The sequence below is a fragment of the Trueperella sp. HMSC08B05 genome, from assembly GCF_001808405.1.
GTDB classification, from domain to species: Bacteria; Actinomycetota; Actinomycetes; order Actinomycetales; family Actinomycetaceae; genus Trueperella; species Trueperella bernardiae.
On the sequence record NZ_KV793259.1, the window covers coordinates 1 to 18,164 of the forward strand.

Annotated in this window: 13 protein-coding genes; all 13 read right to left on the bottom strand. The window is 63.9% G+C overall.

All coding sequences use genetic code 11. The features are described 5' to 3' along the window. Positions 1-40: 40 nt before the first annotated feature. Entirely contained in the window at positions 41-289 is a 249-nt protein-coding gene (grcA2, locus tag HMPREF3167_RS06900; RefSeq protein ID WP_083200644.1) for an autonomous glycyl radical cofactor GrcA2, read from the bottom strand. Positions 290-315: 26 nt separating this feature from the next. Then, on the bottom strand, positions 316-2,397 hold the full coding sequence (pflB, locus tag HMPREF3167_RS06905) for a formate C-acetyltransferase (RefSeq protein ID WP_062614201.1): 2,082 nt from the start codon (positions 2,395-2,397) through the stop codon (positions 316-318). 177 nt (positions 2,398-2,574) lie between these two features. Beyond that, on the bottom strand, positions 2,575-4,167 hold the full coding sequence (gene cimA / locus HMPREF3167_RS06910; RefSeq protein ID WP_070446198.1) for a citramalate synthase: 1,593 nt from the start codon (positions 4,165-4,167) through the stop codon (positions 2,575-2,577). 3 nt (positions 4,168-4,170) lie between these two features. Next, positions 4,171-5,313 (bottom strand): branched-chain amino acid aminotransferase, encoded by a 1,143-nt coding sequence (locus HMPREF3167_RS06915; RefSeq protein ID WP_062614199.1) that lies wholly within the window; start codon positions 5,311-5,313, stop codon positions 4,171-4,173. A gap of 24 nt (positions 5,314-5,337) precedes the next feature. Beyond that, on the bottom strand, positions 5,338-6,387 hold the full coding sequence (locus tag HMPREF3167_RS06920) for a 3-isopropylmalate dehydrogenase (protein WP_070446200.1): 1,050 nt from the start codon (positions 6,385-6,387) through the stop codon (positions 5,338-5,340). 432 nt (positions 6,388-6,819) lie between these two features. After that, positions 6,820-8,238 carry an aspartate ammonia-lyase gene (gene aspA / locus HMPREF3167_RS06925; RefSeq protein ID WP_070446202.1) on the bottom strand — a complete coding sequence of 473 codons (1,419 nt, stop codon included), beginning with the start codon at positions 8,236-8,238 and terminating at the stop codon, positions 6,820-6,822. Between the two features lie 142 nt (positions 8,239-8,380). After that, on the bottom strand, positions 8,381-9,406 hold the full coding sequence (gene ilvC / locus HMPREF3167_RS06930; RefSeq protein ID WP_062614196.1) for a ketol-acid reductoisomerase: 1,026 nt from the start codon (positions 9,404-9,406) through the stop codon (positions 8,381-8,383). Between the two features lie 15 nt (positions 9,407-9,421). Beyond that, the gene (gene ilvN / locus HMPREF3167_RS06935) at positions 9,422-9,958 is read right to left on the bottom strand and encodes an acetolactate synthase small subunit (RefSeq protein WP_062614195.1); all 537 of its coding nucleotides are present in this window, start codon (positions 9,956-9,958) and stop codon (positions 9,422-9,424) included. Further along, complete coding sequence (locus HMPREF3167_RS06940) at positions 9,955-11,754, bottom strand: acetolactate synthase large subunit (protein WP_070446204.1); 1,800 nt, start codon at positions 11,752-11,754, stop codon at positions 9,955-9,957. Before HMPREF3167_RS06940 ends, ilvN begins: the two co-directional genes overlap by 4 nt. 408 nt (positions 11,755-12,162) lie before the next feature. Continuing rightward, positions 12,163-13,767 (bottom strand): aspartate:alanine exchanger family transporter, encoded by a 1,605-nt coding sequence (locus HMPREF3167_RS06945; RefSeq protein ID WP_062614193.1) that lies wholly within the window; start codon positions 13,765-13,767, stop codon positions 12,163-12,165. 100 nt (positions 13,768-13,867) lie between these two features. Continuing rightward, complete coding sequence (locus HMPREF3167_RS06950; RefSeq protein ID WP_062614192.1) at positions 13,868-15,172, bottom strand: threonine/serine exporter family protein; 1,305 nt, start codon at positions 15,170-15,172, stop codon at positions 13,868-13,870. Between the two features lie 129 nt (positions 15,173-15,301). After that, positions 15,302-17,086: a dihydroxy-acid dehydratase gene (gene ilvD / locus HMPREF3167_RS06955; protein WP_070446206.1), complete on the bottom strand. Its 1,785-nt coding sequence runs from the start codon at positions 17,084-17,086 to the stop codon at positions 15,302-15,304. 62 nt (positions 17,087-17,148) lie between these two features. Then, a complete protein-coding gene (locus HMPREF3167_RS06960; protein WP_083281117.1) occupies positions 17,149-17,949 on the bottom strand; it encodes a class I SAM-dependent methyltransferase in 801 nt (266 codons plus the stop codon). Positions 17,950-18,164: the final 215 nt, after the last annotated feature.

Here is an 18,164-nt window from a genome sequence, read left to right on the forward strand (position 1 = left end):
GCGCGGGAAGGCTCCCGCGCGCCCGCCTCAACGACTCACCTTACATCTGGTCGTGGAACGTGCGCGACAGGACGTCGAGCTGCTGCTCGCGGGTCAGGCGCACGAAGTTCACCGCGTAGCCGGACACGCGCACGGTCAGCTGCGGGTACTTCTCCGGGTTCTCCATCGCGTCCTCGAGAGTCTCACGGTTGAGGACGTTGACGTTGGCATGGTACAGACCCTGGACGCCACCGTTCGTCTCACGCTGAGCCTTCATCGAAGCCAGGCGCTCATCGTATGTCATAGCCATGATTAATCTCCTTGTGTGTATCTCTATTAGCCCTTGTGCACCATGCCGGCATCCATGATGCCAACAAGGTTGGTGACCTGCTCGTCGCGGTCACGGCCGAGCGAGCTGGGAACAATGGTGTTGGTCAGCGAGATGCCGTCGAGGGCATCCGTGTAGTCAAGCTTGCCCACCGAAAGCATGGAGGCAAGCATGCCGTGCGTGTCAGCACCGTTTTCCGGGTTGGCACCCGGGGCGAACGGCGTGCCGGCGCGGTGGCCGGAGGGGAAGTTGCCGGTGTTCTTGCCGTAGACCACGTTGGAGGTGATCGTCAGCACCGACTGGGTGGGCACCGCGTTGCGGTACATCGGGATTGCTTTGATCTTGCTCATCACCGTGTGAACGATGGTGGCTGCGATCTCATCCGCGCGATCGTCGTCGTTACCGTAACGCGGGAAGTTACCCTCGGTGCGGTAGTCAACAATGAGACCGGTTTCGTCGCGGATCGGGTAGACCTTGGCGTACTTGATCGCGGCGAGCGAGTCGGCCACGATCGACAGACCGGCGATGCCGCAGCCCATCGTGCGCAGGATATCCGTGTCGTGGAGCGCCATCTCGAGCGCCTCGTAGGCGTACTTGTCGTGGCTCCAGTGGATGATGTTGAGGGCCTCCACGTAGGTTTCGACAACCCACGTGAGCATGTCCTCGTACTTCTCCCACACCTCGTCGAAGTCGAGCGGGCCGTCGCCCTCGATGGGCGCGTGACCTTCCACGACCTGCTTGCCGGTCATCTCGTCACGGCCTCCGTTGATCGCGTAGAGCAGCGACTTGGCCGCGTTTACGCGGGCACCGAAGAACTGCATCTGCTTGCCCACCTGCATCGGGGACACACAGCAGGCGATCGCCGCGTCGTCGCCCCAGTGGCCGCAGATCTGGCGGTCGGCCTCGTACTGGATGGACGACGTTTCGATCGAGACCTCGGCGCAGAAGCGCTTGTAGCCGTCGGGCAGGCGCTCGGACCAGAAGATCGTGATGTTCGGCTCCGGGGCCGGGCCCAGGTTCATGAGGGTCTGGAGCAGACGGAAGGAGGTCTTGGTGACGAGCGTGCGCCCGTCCAGACCGAAGCCCGCGTCAGACCAGGTGGCCCAGTACGGATCGCCCGAGAAGATCTGGTCGTAGGCCTCGGTGCGCAGGAAGCGCACGATGCGCAGCTTGATCACCAGCGAGTCAATGATCTCCTGGGCCTCGGACTCGGTGAGGATGCCGCGGGCGAAGTCGCGCTCGAAGTAGATGTCAAAGAACGCCGACACGCGACCGAACGACATCGCGGCGCCGTCCTGGGACTTGATCGCGCCGAGGTAGCCAAAGTACGTCCACTGCACGGCCTCCTTGGCCGTCTCAGCCGGGCGGGAGATGTCGAAGCCGTAGCCCTCAGCCATCTTCTTCAGCTTCTTCAGGGCCGCGATCTGCTCGGAGATCTCCTCCATGTCGCGGGCCCAATCCTGGGAGAACGGCAGGTCGGCGCGCGCGAGCTTGTCGGCCTGCTTCTCCTCGATCAGGCGGTCGACGCCGTAGAGCGCCACGCGGCGGTAGTCGCCGATGATGCGGCCGCGGCCGTAAGCGTCGGGCAGGCCGGTGATGATGTGCGAGGAGCGGGCCGCGCGGATGCGCGGGGTGTAGACGTCGAACACGCCCTGGTTGTGGGTCTTGCGGTAGCGAGTGAAGATCTCCTTGACCTCCGGGTTCGCCTCCAGGCCCGCCTCGTGGATCGCGGTTTCAACCATGCGCCAGCCGCCGAACGGCATCATGGCGCGCTTGAGCGGCACGTCGGTCTGCAGGCCGACGATCACGTCGTCGTTGTCGGAGATGTAGCCCGGGCCGAAGGCATCGATGTCAGCCGGGACATCGATGTCGACGTCGTAGACGCGCTTCTCACGCTCGACCGACAGGTACTTTTCGTCAAGCTCCTTCCACAGCTCCAACGTCTTCTCGGTCGGACCCTCGAGGAAGCTCTTGTCGCCTTCGTAGGGGGTGTAGTTCTTCTGGATGAAGTCGCGCACGTCGATAGTAGACTGCCACGCGCCTTCCGTGAATCCTTGCCACTGCTGGATTGTCGTTACCTCGTCGGTCACGTTACTCCTTAGGTCGTTCTAAGTTCGACTCCAATTCTAAGGATACTCCTCCCCTCGTGCTCTTATGGGGAGCTAACTCACAGGGGCTAAATCCGACAAATCGGGCACCGCCCCGCGCACCCTGAATGGAGTTATTCCAGCATGGGACTAAAGGACCGACCCGCGTCCGCTATCAGGCTAAACGGCCTGGTGCCCCGAGCGGATGAGCCCGTAATGATACCCGCCCGTCAGCGCCTCCCACGCCGCCTCGATCACGTCCGCGCCCACACCCACCGTGGTCCACGTGCCCGCCGCGTCGTTCATCGTCAGCAGCACGCGCGTCACGGCGCTCGTGCCGTCGGCCGAGTCAAGGATGCGCACCTTGAAGTCCGTCAGCCGCATGCCTCTCAGCTCGGCATACACGGGCGTCAGCGCCGCGCGCAACGCCTGGTCGAGCGCGTGCACCGGGCCCACGCCCTCCCCCATACGCACGATCCGCTGGCCGCCAGCGTGCAGCTTGACGCGCGCCTCGCTCACGGTTTCCGACGGCGACGCCGCCGAGCGCACGTCCGCTGCCCACTGCTCCACCTCGAAGTAGCTCACCAGCTCCCCGAGCACCTCGCGCACGAGCAACTCAAAGGAGGCGTCCGCCGCGTCGTAGGTGTAGCCCATCGCCTCGGCGGCCTTGACCCGCTCCGTGATGAGGCGCAACTCCTCCTTGCGGCCCGCCAGGTCCACCCCGAACTCGCGGCATTTGAGCTCCACGGACGACCGGCCAGCCATGTCCGAGACCAACATCCGCATGTCATTACCCACCGCCGCCGGGTCAGTGTGCTGGTAGAGGTTGGGATCCACCCGGATCGCCGAGGCGTGCAGGCCGGCCTTGTGCGCGAAGGAGGAGCGCCCCACGTAGGGCTGGCGCAGCTGCGGGGCCATGTTCGTCAACTCCGCGATCGCGTGGGAGACGGAGGTGAAGTCGGCCAGCTGGGCCTCCGTCACCGCCTCCAGATCAGTCTTCAGCGCCAGGTTCGCCGCCACCGTCAAAAGGTTCGCGTTCCCCGTGCGTTCGCCATATCCGTTGATGGTGCCCTGCACCTGCCGGCATCCGGCTTCCACCGCCGCGATCGAGTTCGCCACGGCGCATCCGGCGTCGTCGTGCGTGTGAATGCCCAGCCTGGGCACGACTCCGCCCGCCTCGAGCCGTGCCGTGAGCTCACGGACCGTCGCGGAGACCCGGCTGGGCAGCGAGCCACCGTTGGTGTCGCACAGGATGGCCCAGCTGGCCCCTGCCGCGAGCGCCTCGGCGACGACGGCGGTGGCGTAGTCGGAGTCGGCGGAAAAGCCGTCGAAGAAGTGTTCCATGTCCACCATGACCTCGCGCCCGCACGAGCGCAGGTAGGTGACCGTGTCGCGGACCATGCGCAGGTTTTCCTCGGCGGTGGTACGTAGCGCGCCGAGCACGTGGCGGATGTCGGACTTGGCGACCAGGCAGATGACCGGCGCACCCGAGTCCACGAGCGCCGCCACTTGCGGGTCCTCCGCGGCGGCCACCTCGGCCTTGGCGGTGGCGCCAAATGCGGTGAGCGTGGCGGACCTCAGCGGGTTACGCGCCTTGAGCGCCTCGAAGAACTCCGTGTCACGCGGGATCGCGCCCGGCCAGCCACCCTCGATGTAGTCCGCGCCCATCGCCTCGATGTGCGGGAGCATCGCGATTTTGTCCGCCACGGACAGGCTGATGCCCTCCATCTGGGCGCCGTCACGCAAGGTCGTGTCGTAGATGAAGACCTTCATTGGCTAGGCGTCAGCGATCTTGTACAGCCAGCCGAAGCGGTCCTCGCGGTGGCCGAGCTGGATGGCGGTCAGTTCGTCGTAGATCGCGGCGGTCTTCTCCCCCACCGGCACCTCCACGTCGAAGTCCCCGGAGGCCAAGCGCCCGATCGGGGTGACAACGGCGGCCGTGCCGCACGCGAACATCTCCGCCACATCGCCCGACTGAATGCCGTCCACCACCGACGCCAGCGAGATGGTCTCCTCGCTCACGGCCGCGCCCTCGGACTCGAGGAACTGCAGGATCGAGGAGCGTGTGCCGCCGGGCAGGATGTTGCCCGTCAGCTTCGGGGTCTTGACCGAGCCGTCAGCCATGACCACGAACACGTTCATGCCGCCCAGCTCGTCGATGTTGGTGTTGGTGGCCGCGTCCATGAAGAGCACCTCGTCGAAGCCGGCGTCGTGCGCCGTGACCTTGGGAAGGAGCGAGGCGGCGTAGTTCCCGCCGGTCTTGACGTCGCCCATGCCGCCGGGGCCGGCGCGGTGGTAGTCGCGGTCCACGAAGACATTAATCGGCTTGAGCCCATTCGGGAAGTAGGCGCCCGACGGCGAGGCAATCACCAAGTACTCGTACCGCGTGGCGGCCCGCACACCCAGGAAGGCCTCGGAAGCGAAGACGAAGGGGCGCAGGTATAGCGAGCTACCCGGCGCGGAGGGCACCCAGCGCGCGTCCGCACGCACGAGGTCCACGATCGAGCCCATAAAATCAGCCAACGGGATCTCCGGGATCGCGAGCCGCCTGCACGACATGTTGATGCGCGCCGCGTTGTAGGTGGGGCGGAAGGTCCAGATCGAGCCGTCATCGTGACGGTAGGCCTTCATTCCTTCGAAGGCCTCCTGGCCATAGTGGAGGATCGCGCCGGCCGGGTCCAGGCTGAGCGGGCCGTAGGGAGCAATTTCCTTGTTGTGCCAGCCGTTCTCCGCGGTCCAGGTGGCGTGGGCCATGTAGTCAGAAAAGTCGGTGCCGAAGCCCAAGTTGGCCATGATCCGGCCGTACTCGGCCTCCGACTTCAGGACCTTGTTCGGCTGGAGCGCGAACGTGCCGGCAAAGCTATCGGCGCTTTGAACCGGCTGGGCCGACAGTTTCTCGAGTTCCGTGTGCTGACGCATGAGAGTCCTTCCTTCTCCCCAATTCTACCGCTCGAGCAGGGCCACGATCGCATCGCCAATCTGGGCGGTGGTGCGGACCAGGGGCCGGCCTGAGGCCGCCGCCTCGGCGCGAGTTGCCATGTCAGCGTCGACGGCAGCGCGCACCCTCTCCCCCAGCTCCGGATAGCCCAGGAAGTCCAGCATGAGCGCCACCGAGGAGATCGTGGCAATCGGGTCCGCGATGCCCTTGCCCGCGATGTCCGGGGCCGAACCGTGGACGGGTTCGAACATCGAGGGGAACGTGCGGTTCGGGTTGATGTTTCCCGACGCCGCCAGCCCGATTCCGCCCGTGACCGCGCCAGCTTCGTCCGTGAGGATGTCACCGAAAAGGTTGTCGGTGACGATCACGTCGAAGCGGCCCGGGTCCGTGACCAGGAAGATCGTGGCGGCGTCCACGTGCAGATAGTCGGTGGTGACGTCCGGGTACTCGGCGCCGACCTCCTCCACCGTGCGGCGCCACAGGTGGCCGGCGTGAACGAGGACGTTGTGCTTGTGGACGAGCGTAAGCTTCTTGCGGCGCGCACGCGCCTGCTCGAATGCGAAGCGCACCACGCGCTCCGCCCCGAAGCGGGTGTTGATCGAGACCTCCGTGGCGATCTCCTGGTCCGTGCCCTCGCGCAGGTTACCACCATTGCCGGCATACAGCCCCTCGGTGCCCTCGCGGACCACGACGAAGTCGATGTCGCCGGGGTTGGCTAGGGGCGTGGGCACGCCCGGGTAGTACTTGGAAGGGCGCAGGTTGACGTACTGGTCCAGGTCAAAGCGCAGCTTGAGCAGCAGGCCGCGCTCGAGCACGCCCGACGGCATCGACGGATCGCCCACCGCGCCCAACAGGATCGCGTCCTTGCCCTTGATCTCCTCGAGCTCGGCGTCCGTGAGGACCTCGCCCGTGCGGTGGTAGCGGCCCGCGCCGAGGTCATAGTGGGTGAGGGCAAAATCAACATCACCAGCCACGGCGGAAAGCACCTTCAGGCCCTCGGCCACAACTTCGGGGCCAATGCCATCACCAGGGATAACTGCAAGTTCAATAGCCATGGGGCAAGTCTAGGCAATGTCCGCGCCTCGGGATTGGCGGACCACGATCCGGACGTTGGGCTGGGGCTGGCCGGTGGGGCGGCCGATTATCCTGCGACTCGGGGCCTAGCCGACAGAACTCGTGAAAATACCGGCTACCGATGCTATATCGACCTGGCGGACCCCAGATTCACGACTTCTGACGGAACTGCCGGGTGCAACCTGCCGCCGACCGTGACAGGTGTGGCAAACGAGATAATTGTGCAGGATGCGCACACCCGGAAGCAGGCCCAGCACGCCGGCAGACCCGGTACGCGAGAAGGAATCCCATCACACAAAGAAGTTATCCCATCACGGAAACAGGCGCGGCACCAATTCGCTGAAAACTGGTGCCGCGCCTGTTGAGGAACGGTTGAAGATTCGCGGGCGGCCGCGAACAGGGCGACGGCGTCGTTAATCGTAGACTTCACCCATATAGACCGGATTAATAAGGTTTTCCACCGATAACGCGCGGTCGAGCTCCTCCTCCGACAGCAGCCCCGCCTCCAGCACGAGCTCCCGAATCCCCCGCCCGGTCTGGGCGGCCTCACGGCCGATGGCATCGCCGTGTTTGTGGCCAATAAGCTCGTTCAGATACGTAATAATGCCGATGGAATTCATCACATAGGCCTTGCAGATTTCCTCATTGACCGTGATCCCGTCAATGCACCGCACGCGCAACGTGGCGAGCGCGTTCGTCAAAAGCTCGATGTCCTCGAACAGGCACTGCCCGATCACCGGCTCCATCACATTCAGCTGCAACTGGCCCGCCTCGGAGGCCATCGTCACCGTCAAATCGTTGCCGATCACCTTGAAGCACACCTGGTTCACCACCTCCGGGATCACCGGGTTCACCTTCGCCGGCATGATCGACGAACCGGCCTGCATCTGCGGCAAATTGATCTCATTCAAACCCGCGCGCGGGCCCGACGACAGCAGGCGCAGGTCATTACAAATCATCGACACCTTCGTAGCAATTCGCTTAAACGCGCTAGACATCGCCACGTAAGCGCCCGTGTCCGAGGTGGCCTCAATGAGGTTCGGCGCCGACTGCACCGCCAGCCCCGTCACCTCCGCCAGGCGCGCCACCACGGCCTCCTGGAACCCATCCGGGGTGTTGAGCTTCGTACCAATCGCGGTGGCGCCCAAGTTCACCTCGAGCAGCAGCTCCATCTGCCGGCGCACATTCCGCGCCTCCTCCTCCATCAGCACCGAGTAGGCTGCGAACTCCTGCCCTACCGTCATCGGCACGGCATCCTGCAGCTGCGTGCGGCCCATCTTCAACACGTGCATGTTCGCCTGCGCGATCCGATCAAACGACGTGCGCAGCGCATCCAGCTCCCCAATAAAAGCCTCGCACATCTTGTACAGTGCCACGCGGAACCCCGTCGGGTAGGCGTCATTCGTGGACTGGGACTTGTTTACGTGATCATTGGGATGAACGACGTCGTAATCGCCCTTTTCCTTACCCAGCAGCTCAAGAGCGAGGTTGGCCACCACCTCGTTCGTATTCATGTTCACCGACGTGCCTGCCCCGCCCTGGAACGCGTCCACCGGGAACTGGTCCATGCACCGACCCTCATTCAAGATGAGGTCACAGGCTGCCACAATCGCTTTCGCCAGATCCTCCGGCAACACCCGCTTGTCCCGATTCGCGAGCGCCTCCGCCTTCTTCACCATCACCATCGCCCGGATGAATTCCGGGGTGTCGTTGATCGTGCGGCCCGAGATCGGGAAATTCTCCTTCGCGCGCAGGGTATGCACGCCGTAGTAGACATCGTTCGGGATCTGACGCGGCCCAAGCAGGTCTTCTTCGATGCGGAAAGCGGACACGTAATGCTCCTCGAGTGTTCGGCACTGAACTTCACATTCATCGTAGCCGCTGGCTCCGACACTTACCCGGCAAAAGGCGAAATATCCAAAAACAGGTGCAAAAGTGGGGGCGACCCGCGGCCGCCCCCACCCCCGGTTTCCCTTAGCGGGCCGCCGAGCCGTCCGTGTAGTCGGCGTCGATTGTGCCCCAGGCAAACATCTTGCGCAGCTCCACGCCCACCTTCTCAATCGGGTGGCCCTCGCCCTTGGCGCGTAGCTCCTTGAACTCGGCCGCGCCGTTGTCCTGATCCGCGATGAAGCGCTCCGCGAAGGTGCCGTCCTGAATGTCGGCCAGGACCTCCTTCATGTTCTCCTTGACCTGCGGGGTGATGACGCGCGGGCCAGAGACGTAGTCGCCGTACTCGGCCGTGTCCGAAATCGACCAGCGCTGCTTGGTCAGGCCTCCCTCATTAATGAGGTCAACGATGAGCTTCATCTCGTGCAGCACCTCAAAGTAGGCGATCTCCGGCTGGTAGCCCGCCTCCGTCAGCACCTCAAAACCGTACTGGATGAGCTGGGACACGCCGCCACACAGCACCGCCTGCTCGCCGAACAGGTCCGTCTCGGTTTCCTCAGTGAACGTGGTCTTGATGACGCCAGCGCGCGTGCCGCCGATCGCCTTCGCGTACGACAGCGCCAGATCCCACGCCTGGCCCGACGCGTCCTGCTCCACTGCCACGATATCCGGCACGCCACGCCCGTCCTCGAACTGGCGACGAACCGTGTGACCCGGGCCCTTCGGGGCCACCATGCAAATGTCGTGGCCGGCGTCGGGCTTAATGTAGCCGAAGCGGATGTTGAAGCCGTGGGCGAAGAACAGTGCCGCGTCGTCCAACAGATGCGGGGCGATCTGCTCGGCATACACCTTGCGCTGGTGCTGGTCCGGGGTGAGGATCATGACGACGTCGGCCTGCGCCACCGCCTCCTCAATCGTGGCTACCTTCAGCCCCTGGTCCTCGGCCTTCGCGATCGAGGTCGAACCCGGACGAAGGCCAACGACGACGTCGACCCCCGAGTCGCGCAAGTTCAGCGCGTGAGCATGACCCTGCGAACCGTAACCAATGACGGCCACCTTCTTAGACTGGATGAGGGACAGATCCGCATCGTCGTCGTAAAAAATCTCTGCCATGTCTACTCCTTCGATTTATGCTCCGCGCAACTGCTTGCGCTCGGCCTTGACAACTTCGGTCATGGAACGTGACCCGCGTGAAATCGCGACGGATCCCGACTGGACGATCTCCTTCACACCATACGGCTCCAGGGCGGACAGGAGGGCGTTAATCTTGTCATCTGAGCCGGTGGCCTCGATCGTGACCGCGTCCGGGACAACGTCGACAATCTTCGCCCGGAACAGCTCAACCACCTGGATGACGTTCGTGCGCGACGAATCGTCGGCGCGGACCTTGATGAGGACCAGCTTGCGCTGAACCGACAGGTCGCGCTCCAGCTCGGAGATCTTGATGACGTTGATGAGCTTGTTCAGCTGCTTCGTGATCTGGTCGAAAGACACCTCGGAGGTGTCGACCACCAGGGTGATACGCGACAGCTCCGGGTCCTCCGTGGGCCCCACCGCGAGTGAGTGAATGTTGAACGCGCGGCGGGCAAAGAGGCCAGAGACGCGAGCAAGCACGCCCGGCTTGTTCTCCACCAGAACGGACAGGGTGCGGCGGTGGCTGATCATGCTTGTTCCTCCTCATGCTTGGGTCGCATATCGCGCGCGTACAGGATGTCATCGTTGGAGACGCCCGAGGGCACCATCGGCCACACCATCGAATCCGGGGAGACCACGAACTCCACGACGACCGGACGGTCATTAATGCTCATCGCCTCGGTGATCGCTGCGTCTACGTCCTCCGGGCGCTCCACACGGATCCCGTGGCAATCGTAGGCGTCGGCCATCTTGACGAAGTCCGGGATGCGACGCGTGCCGTGGCCCGTGTTGAGGTCCGTGTGGGAGAAACGCCCGTCGTAGAACAGGTTCTGCCACTGGCGCACCATGCCCAGCGACGAGTTATTGATGAGGGCGACCTTAATCGGGATGTCGTTGAGGCGGCAGGTGGCGAGCTCCTGGTTGGTCATCTGGAACGAGCCATCGCCGTCGATACACCACACCGTCTTGTCCGGGTTGCCCACCTTCGCGCCCATCGCGGCCGGCACGCCGTAGCCCATCGTGCCCGCGCCACACGAGGTGACGAGCTGGCCCGGGAACTGGAGCGGGATGAACTGCTGGGCCCACATCTGATGCTGGCCCACTCCCGTGGAGAAGATCGAGTCTCCCGCGAGCGCACCCAGGCGCGACAGGACATACTGCGGGCTCATCAGCCCGTCCTCCGGCTCCTCGTAGCCCACCGGGTAGGTCTCGCTCATGCGGTCGAGGAACGCCCACCATGCCGCCAGGTCCGGGGTGCCGTACTGCTCGAAGGCGTCCGGGATCTCGTCGATCAGTGCCTCGATCGTGAGACGCAGGTCGCCCTGCAGCGCGACGTCGACCGCCCGGTTCTTGCCGAACTCCGCCGGGTCGATGTCCGCGTGGATGACCTTCGCCTCCGGCGCGAACTCGTCCAGCTTGCCCGTGACCCGGTCATCGAAGCGGGCGCCGAGCGTGATGAGCAGGTCCGACTTTTGCAGGGCGACGACGGCCGGGACCGCCCCGTGCATGCCCGGCATGCCCAGGTGGTGGCGATCCGAATCGGGGAAGGCGCCGCGAGCGTTGAGGGTGGTGACCACCGGGATGCCTGTCATCTCCACTAGCTGGGCCAGCTCCTCATGAGCGCGGGAGCGGATCGCGCCGCCGCCCACATAGAATACCGGCTTGGAGGCGGCCGCGATCATGCGCGCCGCCTCACGCACCTGGCGCAGGCTCGGCCTGGTCTGCGGACTGTAGCCGGGCAGCTCCATCTTCGGCGGCCACACGAACTCGCACTCCTCGTTCTGCGCCGACTTCGTGACGTCCACCAGCACCGGGCCCGGGCGGCCCGAGCGGGCCAGGTGGTAGGCCTCCGCGATGCGGGCCGGGATCTCGTTCGCATCCGTGATAAGGAAAGAGTGCTTGGCCAGCGGGTAGGTGGCCCCGATGATGTCCGCCTCCTGGAAGGCGTCCGTGCCGATCAGGCTAGCGCCCACCTGGCCCGTGATTGCCACCAGCGGCACCGAGTCAAGGTTCGCATCCAGCAGCGCTGTCACCAGGTTCGAGGCGCCTGGGCCCGAGGTGGCCATGCACACCCCGACCTCGCCCGTGGACACCGCCAGGCCCTCCGCCGCGTGCCCCGCGCCCTGCTCGTGGCGGACCAAGATGTGGCGAATGGACGACTCAAAGATCGCGTCATACAGAGGCAACGCGGCACCACCTGGCAGACCAAAAATGGTCTTGACGCCCAGCTCCTCAAGCGAGCGAATAACCGCTCGCGCACCCGTGGTTTTCTCACGGATAGTCGTCGGCTCTTCCTTAGCCTTCGGTGGCGTTGGCCCTAGTGCCATGGTTCCTCCTTGAAATTTCAGTGCCGGTCATTCACGCATGAAAAAACCCCCCGAGTTTCGAGGGGCGCACCGCAGGACAGCGTTACCTGCAGGTGCGCTGAACTACTACGAGAATAATCGACATATGCCGATCGTAGACTGCCGCCAAAGAGCCGGCCAAATCTTTCCCGAAAGATCTCACATGCTGGATCATGGTCTTCGCTGCCGGCCTGCTGGCGGGATGACGGGGGCTCGTTCCGTGAGGCCGCAGGCTGGACGCCGGGAAGCCGAAGGGCCCGGAACCGCGCGGTTCCGGGCCCCTCATCGGCCGGTATCAGATGGCGCGACGGCGTCGTGCAGTCAAGCCGCGCCGCTCCGGCGTCGTGCCAATGCTGCCCGAACGCCAAACCGAGCCGCCGGGCGGGATCGCTACGGCATCGAGCCGAGGATGGTCGCCACCAGGATCTTGCCGATCATCGCAATCGGGTAAACCAAGGCATATCCGAGCGCGACGCGCGGATCGGAGTTCGTTCGCCCATTGGCGAAAGCGAGGACCGCCGGCTGTGTCTGCGCTCCGCCGAGCAGGCCGGACAGCTGCGTGCCGCCCATCTTGAACACGTAGCGCATCGTAAGGTACAAGCTGATGGCCAAGGTCGAGGTGAAGAGAACACCGAGCAGAAGGATCTGGATCCACGTACCGGATTCGAAGGCCAGAGCGATCTGGCCACCCGCAGTGGTTCCCGCCTGCGCGAGGAAGATCAGCAGGCCCAACTCAGACAGGACAGCACACGTCGTATTCGGCAGCGCCGTAATCTGCTTACCGATACGGCCGACGCGGCCAAAGACCAAGCCGACCAGCAGCGTACCCGCCGCCGCACCGATGGCGAACGTGCTGCCACCCGGCAACGGGAAACGGATGACACCGAACGCTATGCCGAGCGCCATCCCAAGCCCCAGAGCCACCGGGTTCAGATCCGAAAAACCGCGCGCCGAATCGCCAAAGAACTTGGAGATAAGCTTCATGTTCGACGTCGGGCCAATCACGCGCACGCGATCACCCATTTCAATCATGAATTCGGGAACGGCAAGCATGTCAGAATCCCCGCGGCGAACACGCGAAACCGTGGCGCCGAACTTGTTAAACAGGATCTCGTCAAGCTCCGCGATCGTCTTGCCCGCGATCTTCGGCTCAGACACCGTGATGCGCCGGAAATCGAGATAACGCCGGTCCGCACGCAACGAATGCGACGACTGGTGACCCACCATCGTCTTCAGCTCTTCCAGCTCATGCACGGGCCCAACGACCGTCAGCAGGTCACCCTTCTCCAGGACGTCATGCTTCGTGGGGATCCAGATCGGCCCCTCCTCACCGCGCCGCATACGCGAGATTTCCGGCGGGTTCTTAAACAGGCCAAGGATCGCCCCCACACGGGGGTTGTCGTCACGGTCCACGCGCAGATTCATGTGCGTGATCGGCGTCGGTTTATCGGTATCCGCTGCGGAATTACGCAACGCGATCGCAGCAGCAATCATCATTCCGATCACGCCGAACAGGTAAGAAATCGAGTAACCGACAGTCGCCTGCGCCTCAAATCCCGACGCCTCCGCGGCAGCCGCCAACGCCGGAGTGTTCGTCAACGCACCCGCGAACGTTCCTGCAACCAGCGCGGTGTCCATCCCGAGCACAAAGCGCCCAACAACGTATCCAACCCCGCCCGTCAGGAAGTAAATGACAACGAGCGCGGCCATCGGCCCGAGCGCCCTCCGGACGTTTTCAAAGAACGACGGGCCAGAGTTATTGCCGATCGCAAAGGTGAACAGGGCCAACCCGAGATGGCCAATCTTCGCGCTAATCGCAATGTCGATTCCGTGAGACTTCGCAAAAGCAGAAAACGCAATCGCCGCAAACAGCACCGCCGCCGCACCAAGGGACACTCCCTTCACCTTGATGTGGCCAAAAATCATGCCTATGCCGATAAGCAAGAACGCAAGCAACACTGGTTCTTCAGCGAAGAACTCCAGAAACCCCGTCATCCTCTACCTTTCCTAAGAACGAGACCTTCATCCATTATCCCCGGAAAGCCGCGTTATTCCCACCGAAAGCAGCAAGACAGAATACGTTCAGACCCGGGCGCTAGTTTGCACGATCCTCCAGATAGCTATCGGCCAGCTTGGTCGTGTCACGATCGTGCAACCAGCCTCGATCCGTGACCGCACGGGAGAACGCCAAGCCGAATCCGATCGCCATGATCACGAAGAAGACCTCCGCGATCGTCGTCAACGCAATCGACAAGTTGCCCTCGTTGATCGCCACCAACGCGCGGTAGAACGGCACGCCCGGAATCATGATCACCACAGACGGTACGGAGAGAGAAACACGGGAATGGGTGGTCCGCCATGCCACGAACGTCGCACACAAACCAGCAACGAAGGCCGCCAATCCCACCGCGATCTGCCACGGAATGCCCGAATAGTTCTGGAGGATCAGGCGGGTCGGGTTGGTCAGCGCGGCCACGCCAGCTGCCAGAAGCGCCACCTTCCACGCGGCATTAAAAAGGATGGCAAAGCCACCCGCCGCAACGAAGGAACACAGGATCTGCAAGGACAGGTTCAGCGCGAACGGCAACGCCATGGGAGCGGCACCCACCACGTCCCAATTCGTGGCGTGGGTCACGGCCCATAAAGGCAACCCCGCCGATCCAAGTACCATCACACAATAGGAGAACCGTGCCAACGCGGACTGAAAATCGGAACGCACGAAGTCAAGCATCGCGGTGGTTAACGGGAATCCCGGAATGAGGAACAAGATCGCCGAGATCAGACCCGCCTGGTGGCTCAGCTGCAGGACGTGGCCAAAGGAGGCCAACATGGACAAGATCCCCATGTACACCAGCGGGGAGACCATGCCACACACGACCCAAATGAAGAAGTGGGCATAATTGCGCTTAAGCATCAGCTTACGGACAAGCTGGCCAATGCCGGCCGCGAAAAACACCGTGGTACATTCGACGACGCGCCCACCATTGAGGAAGCAGAATGCTGCACACGCGAACGCCGCCGCGAACACGGTGGTCCACATCCCCCAGTGCCGATCCTGCTTGACCGTCTGCTCCAAGAGCGAGCGCAGGTGGGACACGCTACGTACCTTAAGGTCCTGGGTGCCGATCTCGGACAAGACATCAAGGCGTCGAGAGTTCACTCCCACGTGACGCTGCTCAGTAAAGTCCGTCTGTGAGCGCCCGTTCTCCCACGCGGTTACGGTGATATCCGTCATTGTGACGGACGCTTCAAGCCTGCTAATTCCGAGCTGATGGGCAGCGCGCGCCATCGAGTACTTCACACGATACGCACCCGCGCCAGAAGCCAGCAGTAGTCTGCCGTATGCGAGAATCGCCCGCGCCTTTTCCTCAAGAGTGTCAGGGTATTTCTCGTCTCCCATAACCAATCCATTCAGATCGTTAACAAACCCGCCGATACTATACCCATCGCAAGCGCGAGCAATGATCGACGCAAGTCCTACGTCTCGCTTTCACACCTGGCGGACCACTGCCCACCAACACGTCCAGGCCTAGATTTGGCGGACCGCGCCCGAGGACGCCGACGTCGCCATCGCCGCATACGCGCGCAGGGCCTTGGAGACCGTGCGGTCGCGGTTCGGCGCCCAGGGCGCCTCGCCCTTCTCCGCCCGACGCCGCGCCAGCTCTTCGTCCGACACGTCCAGCTTGAGCAGACGCGTAGGGACGTCAATCACGATCCGGTCCCCCTCCTCGATGAGCCCGATCATGCCGCCCGAGGCCGCCTCCGGCGAAATGTGCCCGATCGACAGGCCCGACGTTCCACCCGAGAACCGCCCGTCCGTAATCAGCGCACACGTCTTCCCCAGGCCCAGGCCCTTAAGGAACGACGTGGGGTACAGCATCTCCTGCATTCCCGGCCCGCCCTTGGGGCCCTCGTACCGGATCACGACGACGTCGCCCGGGACCACCTGCTTCGACAAAATCAGCTCGATCGCTGCCTCCTGCGATTCGACCACGCGGGCCGGCCCCTCGAAGTGGAAAAGCGATTCGTCAATGCCGGCCGTCTTGATGACTGCCCCGTCCTTCGCCAGGTTGCCGAACAGGACGCACAGGCCGCCGTCGGCAGTGTAGGCGTGGCCAAGGTCGCGGATGCAGCCGACCGCCGCGTCGTCGTCAATCGACTCATAGCGCCGATCCTGCGAGAACGCCTGCGTGGTGCGGATCCCGCCCGGGGCCACCGTGAACAGGTCCTTCGCAGCCGCCGAGGCGCTGCCGCCGCGGACGTCCCACTCCCCCAGCCAGTCCTCGAGCGAGGGGGCGTGGATGGCGTGAACGCTGCGGTCGAGCAGGCCGCCCCGGTCGAGTTCGCCGAGGATCGCGGGGATGCCGCCCGCCCGGTGGAAATCCTCCATGTGGTAGCGCGTGGAATTCGGGGCCACCTTCGCCAGGCAGGGCGTGCGGCGAGAGAGCGCGTCGATGTCCGCGATCGAGAAGTCCACCTCGCCCTCATGGGCCGCGGCCAGGATGTGCAGCACCGTGTTCGTGGACCCGCCCATCGCGATGTCCATCGTCATCGCGTTGCGGAACGCGCCCGGGGTGGCGATCGAGCGCGGGAGGACCGACTCGTCGCCGTCGTCGTAATAGCGGTGGCACAGCTCCACGATCAGCTCACCCGCCCGCTCAAACAGGTCCCGGCGCCGCGCAGCCGTGGCCAGCGTGGACCCATTACCCGGCAGCGACAGGCCAAGCGCCTCCGTGAGGCAGTTCATCGAATTCGCCGTGAACATCCCCGAGCACGATCCACACGTGGGGCACGCGTTCTCTTCAATCGCGAGCAGCTGGGCGTCACTCACCGCATCATTCACCGACTGCGCCATCGCGTCAATGAGGTCAATGTTGTGATCCGCCACGCCCTGCACCGGCTTGCCCGACTCCATCGGCCCTCCCGAGACGAACACCACCGGGATGTTAAGCCGCATCGCGGCCATCAGCATGCCCGGCGTGATCTTGTCACAGTTCGAGATGCACACCAGCGCGTCCGCGCAGTGGGCGTTGACCATGTACTCCACCGAGTCCGCGATAATCTCCCGGCTCGGCAGAGAGTAGAGCATCCCATCGTGCCCCATCGCGATACCGTCATCCACCGCGATCGTGTTGAACTCCTTGCCCACGCCGCCTGCAGCCTCAATAGTCTTGATAACCAGCTGGCCCATGTCTTTGAGGTGCACGTGGCCCGGGACGAACTGAGTGAATGAGTTGGCCACCGCGATGATCGGCTTACCGAAATCCTCTGCCCCCATACCGGTTGCCCGCCAAAGCGCGCGAGCACCCGCCATGTTGCGTCCCGTGGTTGACGTCGCTGAACGAAGCTGTGGCACGATCTCCTCTTTTCTCTCTACTAAGCGCTATCGTAGCGGCCCGCTCCGACAAAACGTGTGGCGGTCCATACCTGCAACTGGTACGGCACCCCCACCACGGCGTCGTCACGCCAGCTCAAGTGCTCGAACATGTACCACTCGAGGTTGGCGCGCATCCGTGCCCGACCCTCAGGCGAAGCCTGTAACCACGACGACCGCGTCGTCCCCAGCCGCGCAATCTGCTCCGGGAGCAGCGGGTCGAGCCAGGTGTTGGCGTGCAACTCTGGCTCCGTGAACGGACGCTCCATGTGGCCGTGATGGCCGGGGATGCGCAGGTCCGGGACGCGATCGATCCGGTGCACGTCCCCCGAGCGCATGATCCGCGCCAGTCTGTGCACCCAAGCCTGACGCACGTCAAACTGGTTGTAGAGGATGAGCACGCGCCCGCCGGGCTTGACCACGCGCGCGGACTCACGTGCCGCCGCCCGCTCGTCAAGCCAGTGCCAGCATTGCCCGAAAGCAAGCACGTCCACGGAGGCATCTGCGAACGGGAGGTGTTCGGCCGTTGCGTCGAGTAGCCGCTCGGTCGGGAAGTTAGGCAGGGCCCGCGTGAAACCGACACGCATATCCCCCGACGGCTCAACCGCCCACACCTCCCCCGCCAGGCTCGCGAGCGTCGCGGTCAGCTTCCCCGTCCCGGCTCCCACATCAACGACGACGTCGGAGTCGAACACCAGCCCTTCCAGCGCGGAGGTGGGGTAGCCGGGCCGAACGTCCACGTACGTGGAGACGGAGCTACCTGCACGCGCGAACGGGTTATACGAATCGGGCGCTTGCGGCATGCCAATTCTCCTCTTCCTAACTCGTCCGTTACGTACGTACTTGTGCGTTGGTTGTGCGGTGTGTGGTCGTGGTGCTGCGCAGGGATAAAGCCTGACCACCCGAAGCTACGGCCATGATCACACACCGCCATAAGCCGTGACTGGGTATAGTAGTGAGCCCCGACCACACAGGGCCGGGGCTCACGATCAAGTTTGGTGACGGCGGTGTCCTACTC

Bases quoted from the DNA above. Each gene is read 5' to 3' on its own strand.
- grcA2 (WP_083200644.1), bottom strand. From the start codon at position 289: ATGGCTATGACATACGATGAGCGCCTGGCTTCGATGAAGGCTCAGCGT.
- cimA (WP_070446198.1), bottom strand. From the start codon at position 4,167: ATGAAGGTCTTCATCTACGACACGACCTTGCGTGACGGCGCCCAGATG.
- HMPREF3167_RS06915 (WP_062614199.1), bottom strand. From the start codon at position 5,313: ATGCGTCAGCACACGGAACTCGAGAAACTGTCGGCCCAGCCGGTTCAA.
- HMPREF3167_RS06920 (WP_070446200.1), bottom strand. From the start codon at position 6,387: ATGGCTATTGAACTTGCAGTTATCCCTGGTGATGGCATTGGCCCCGAA.
- ilvC (WP_062614196.1), bottom strand. From the start codon at position 9,406: ATGGCAGAGATTTTTTACGACGACGATGCGGATCTGTCCCTCATCCAG.
- ilvN (WP_062614195.1), bottom strand. From the start codon at position 9,958: ATGATCAGCCACCGCCGCACCCTGTCCGTTCTGGTGGAGAACAAGCCG.
- HMPREF3167_RS06940 (WP_070446204.1), bottom strand. From the start codon at position 11,754: ATGGCACTAGGGCCAACGCCACCGAAGGCTAAGGAAGAGCCGACGACT.
- HMPREF3167_RS06945 (WP_062614193.1), bottom strand. From the start codon at position 13,767: ATGACGGGGTTTCTGGAGTTCTTCGCTGAAGAACCAGTGTTGCTTGCG.
- HMPREF3167_RS06950 (WP_062614192.1), bottom strand. From the start codon at position 15,172: ATGGGAGACGAGAAATACCCTGACACTCTTGAGGAAAAGGCGCGGGCG.
- ilvD (WP_070446206.1), bottom strand. From the start codon at position 17,086: ATGGCGGGTGCTCGCGCGCTTTGGCGGGCAACCGGTATGGGGGCAGAG.
- HMPREF3167_RS06960 (WP_083281117.1), bottom strand. From the start codon at position 17,949: ATGCCGCAAGCGCCCGATTCGTATAACCCGTTCGCGCGTGCAGGTAGC.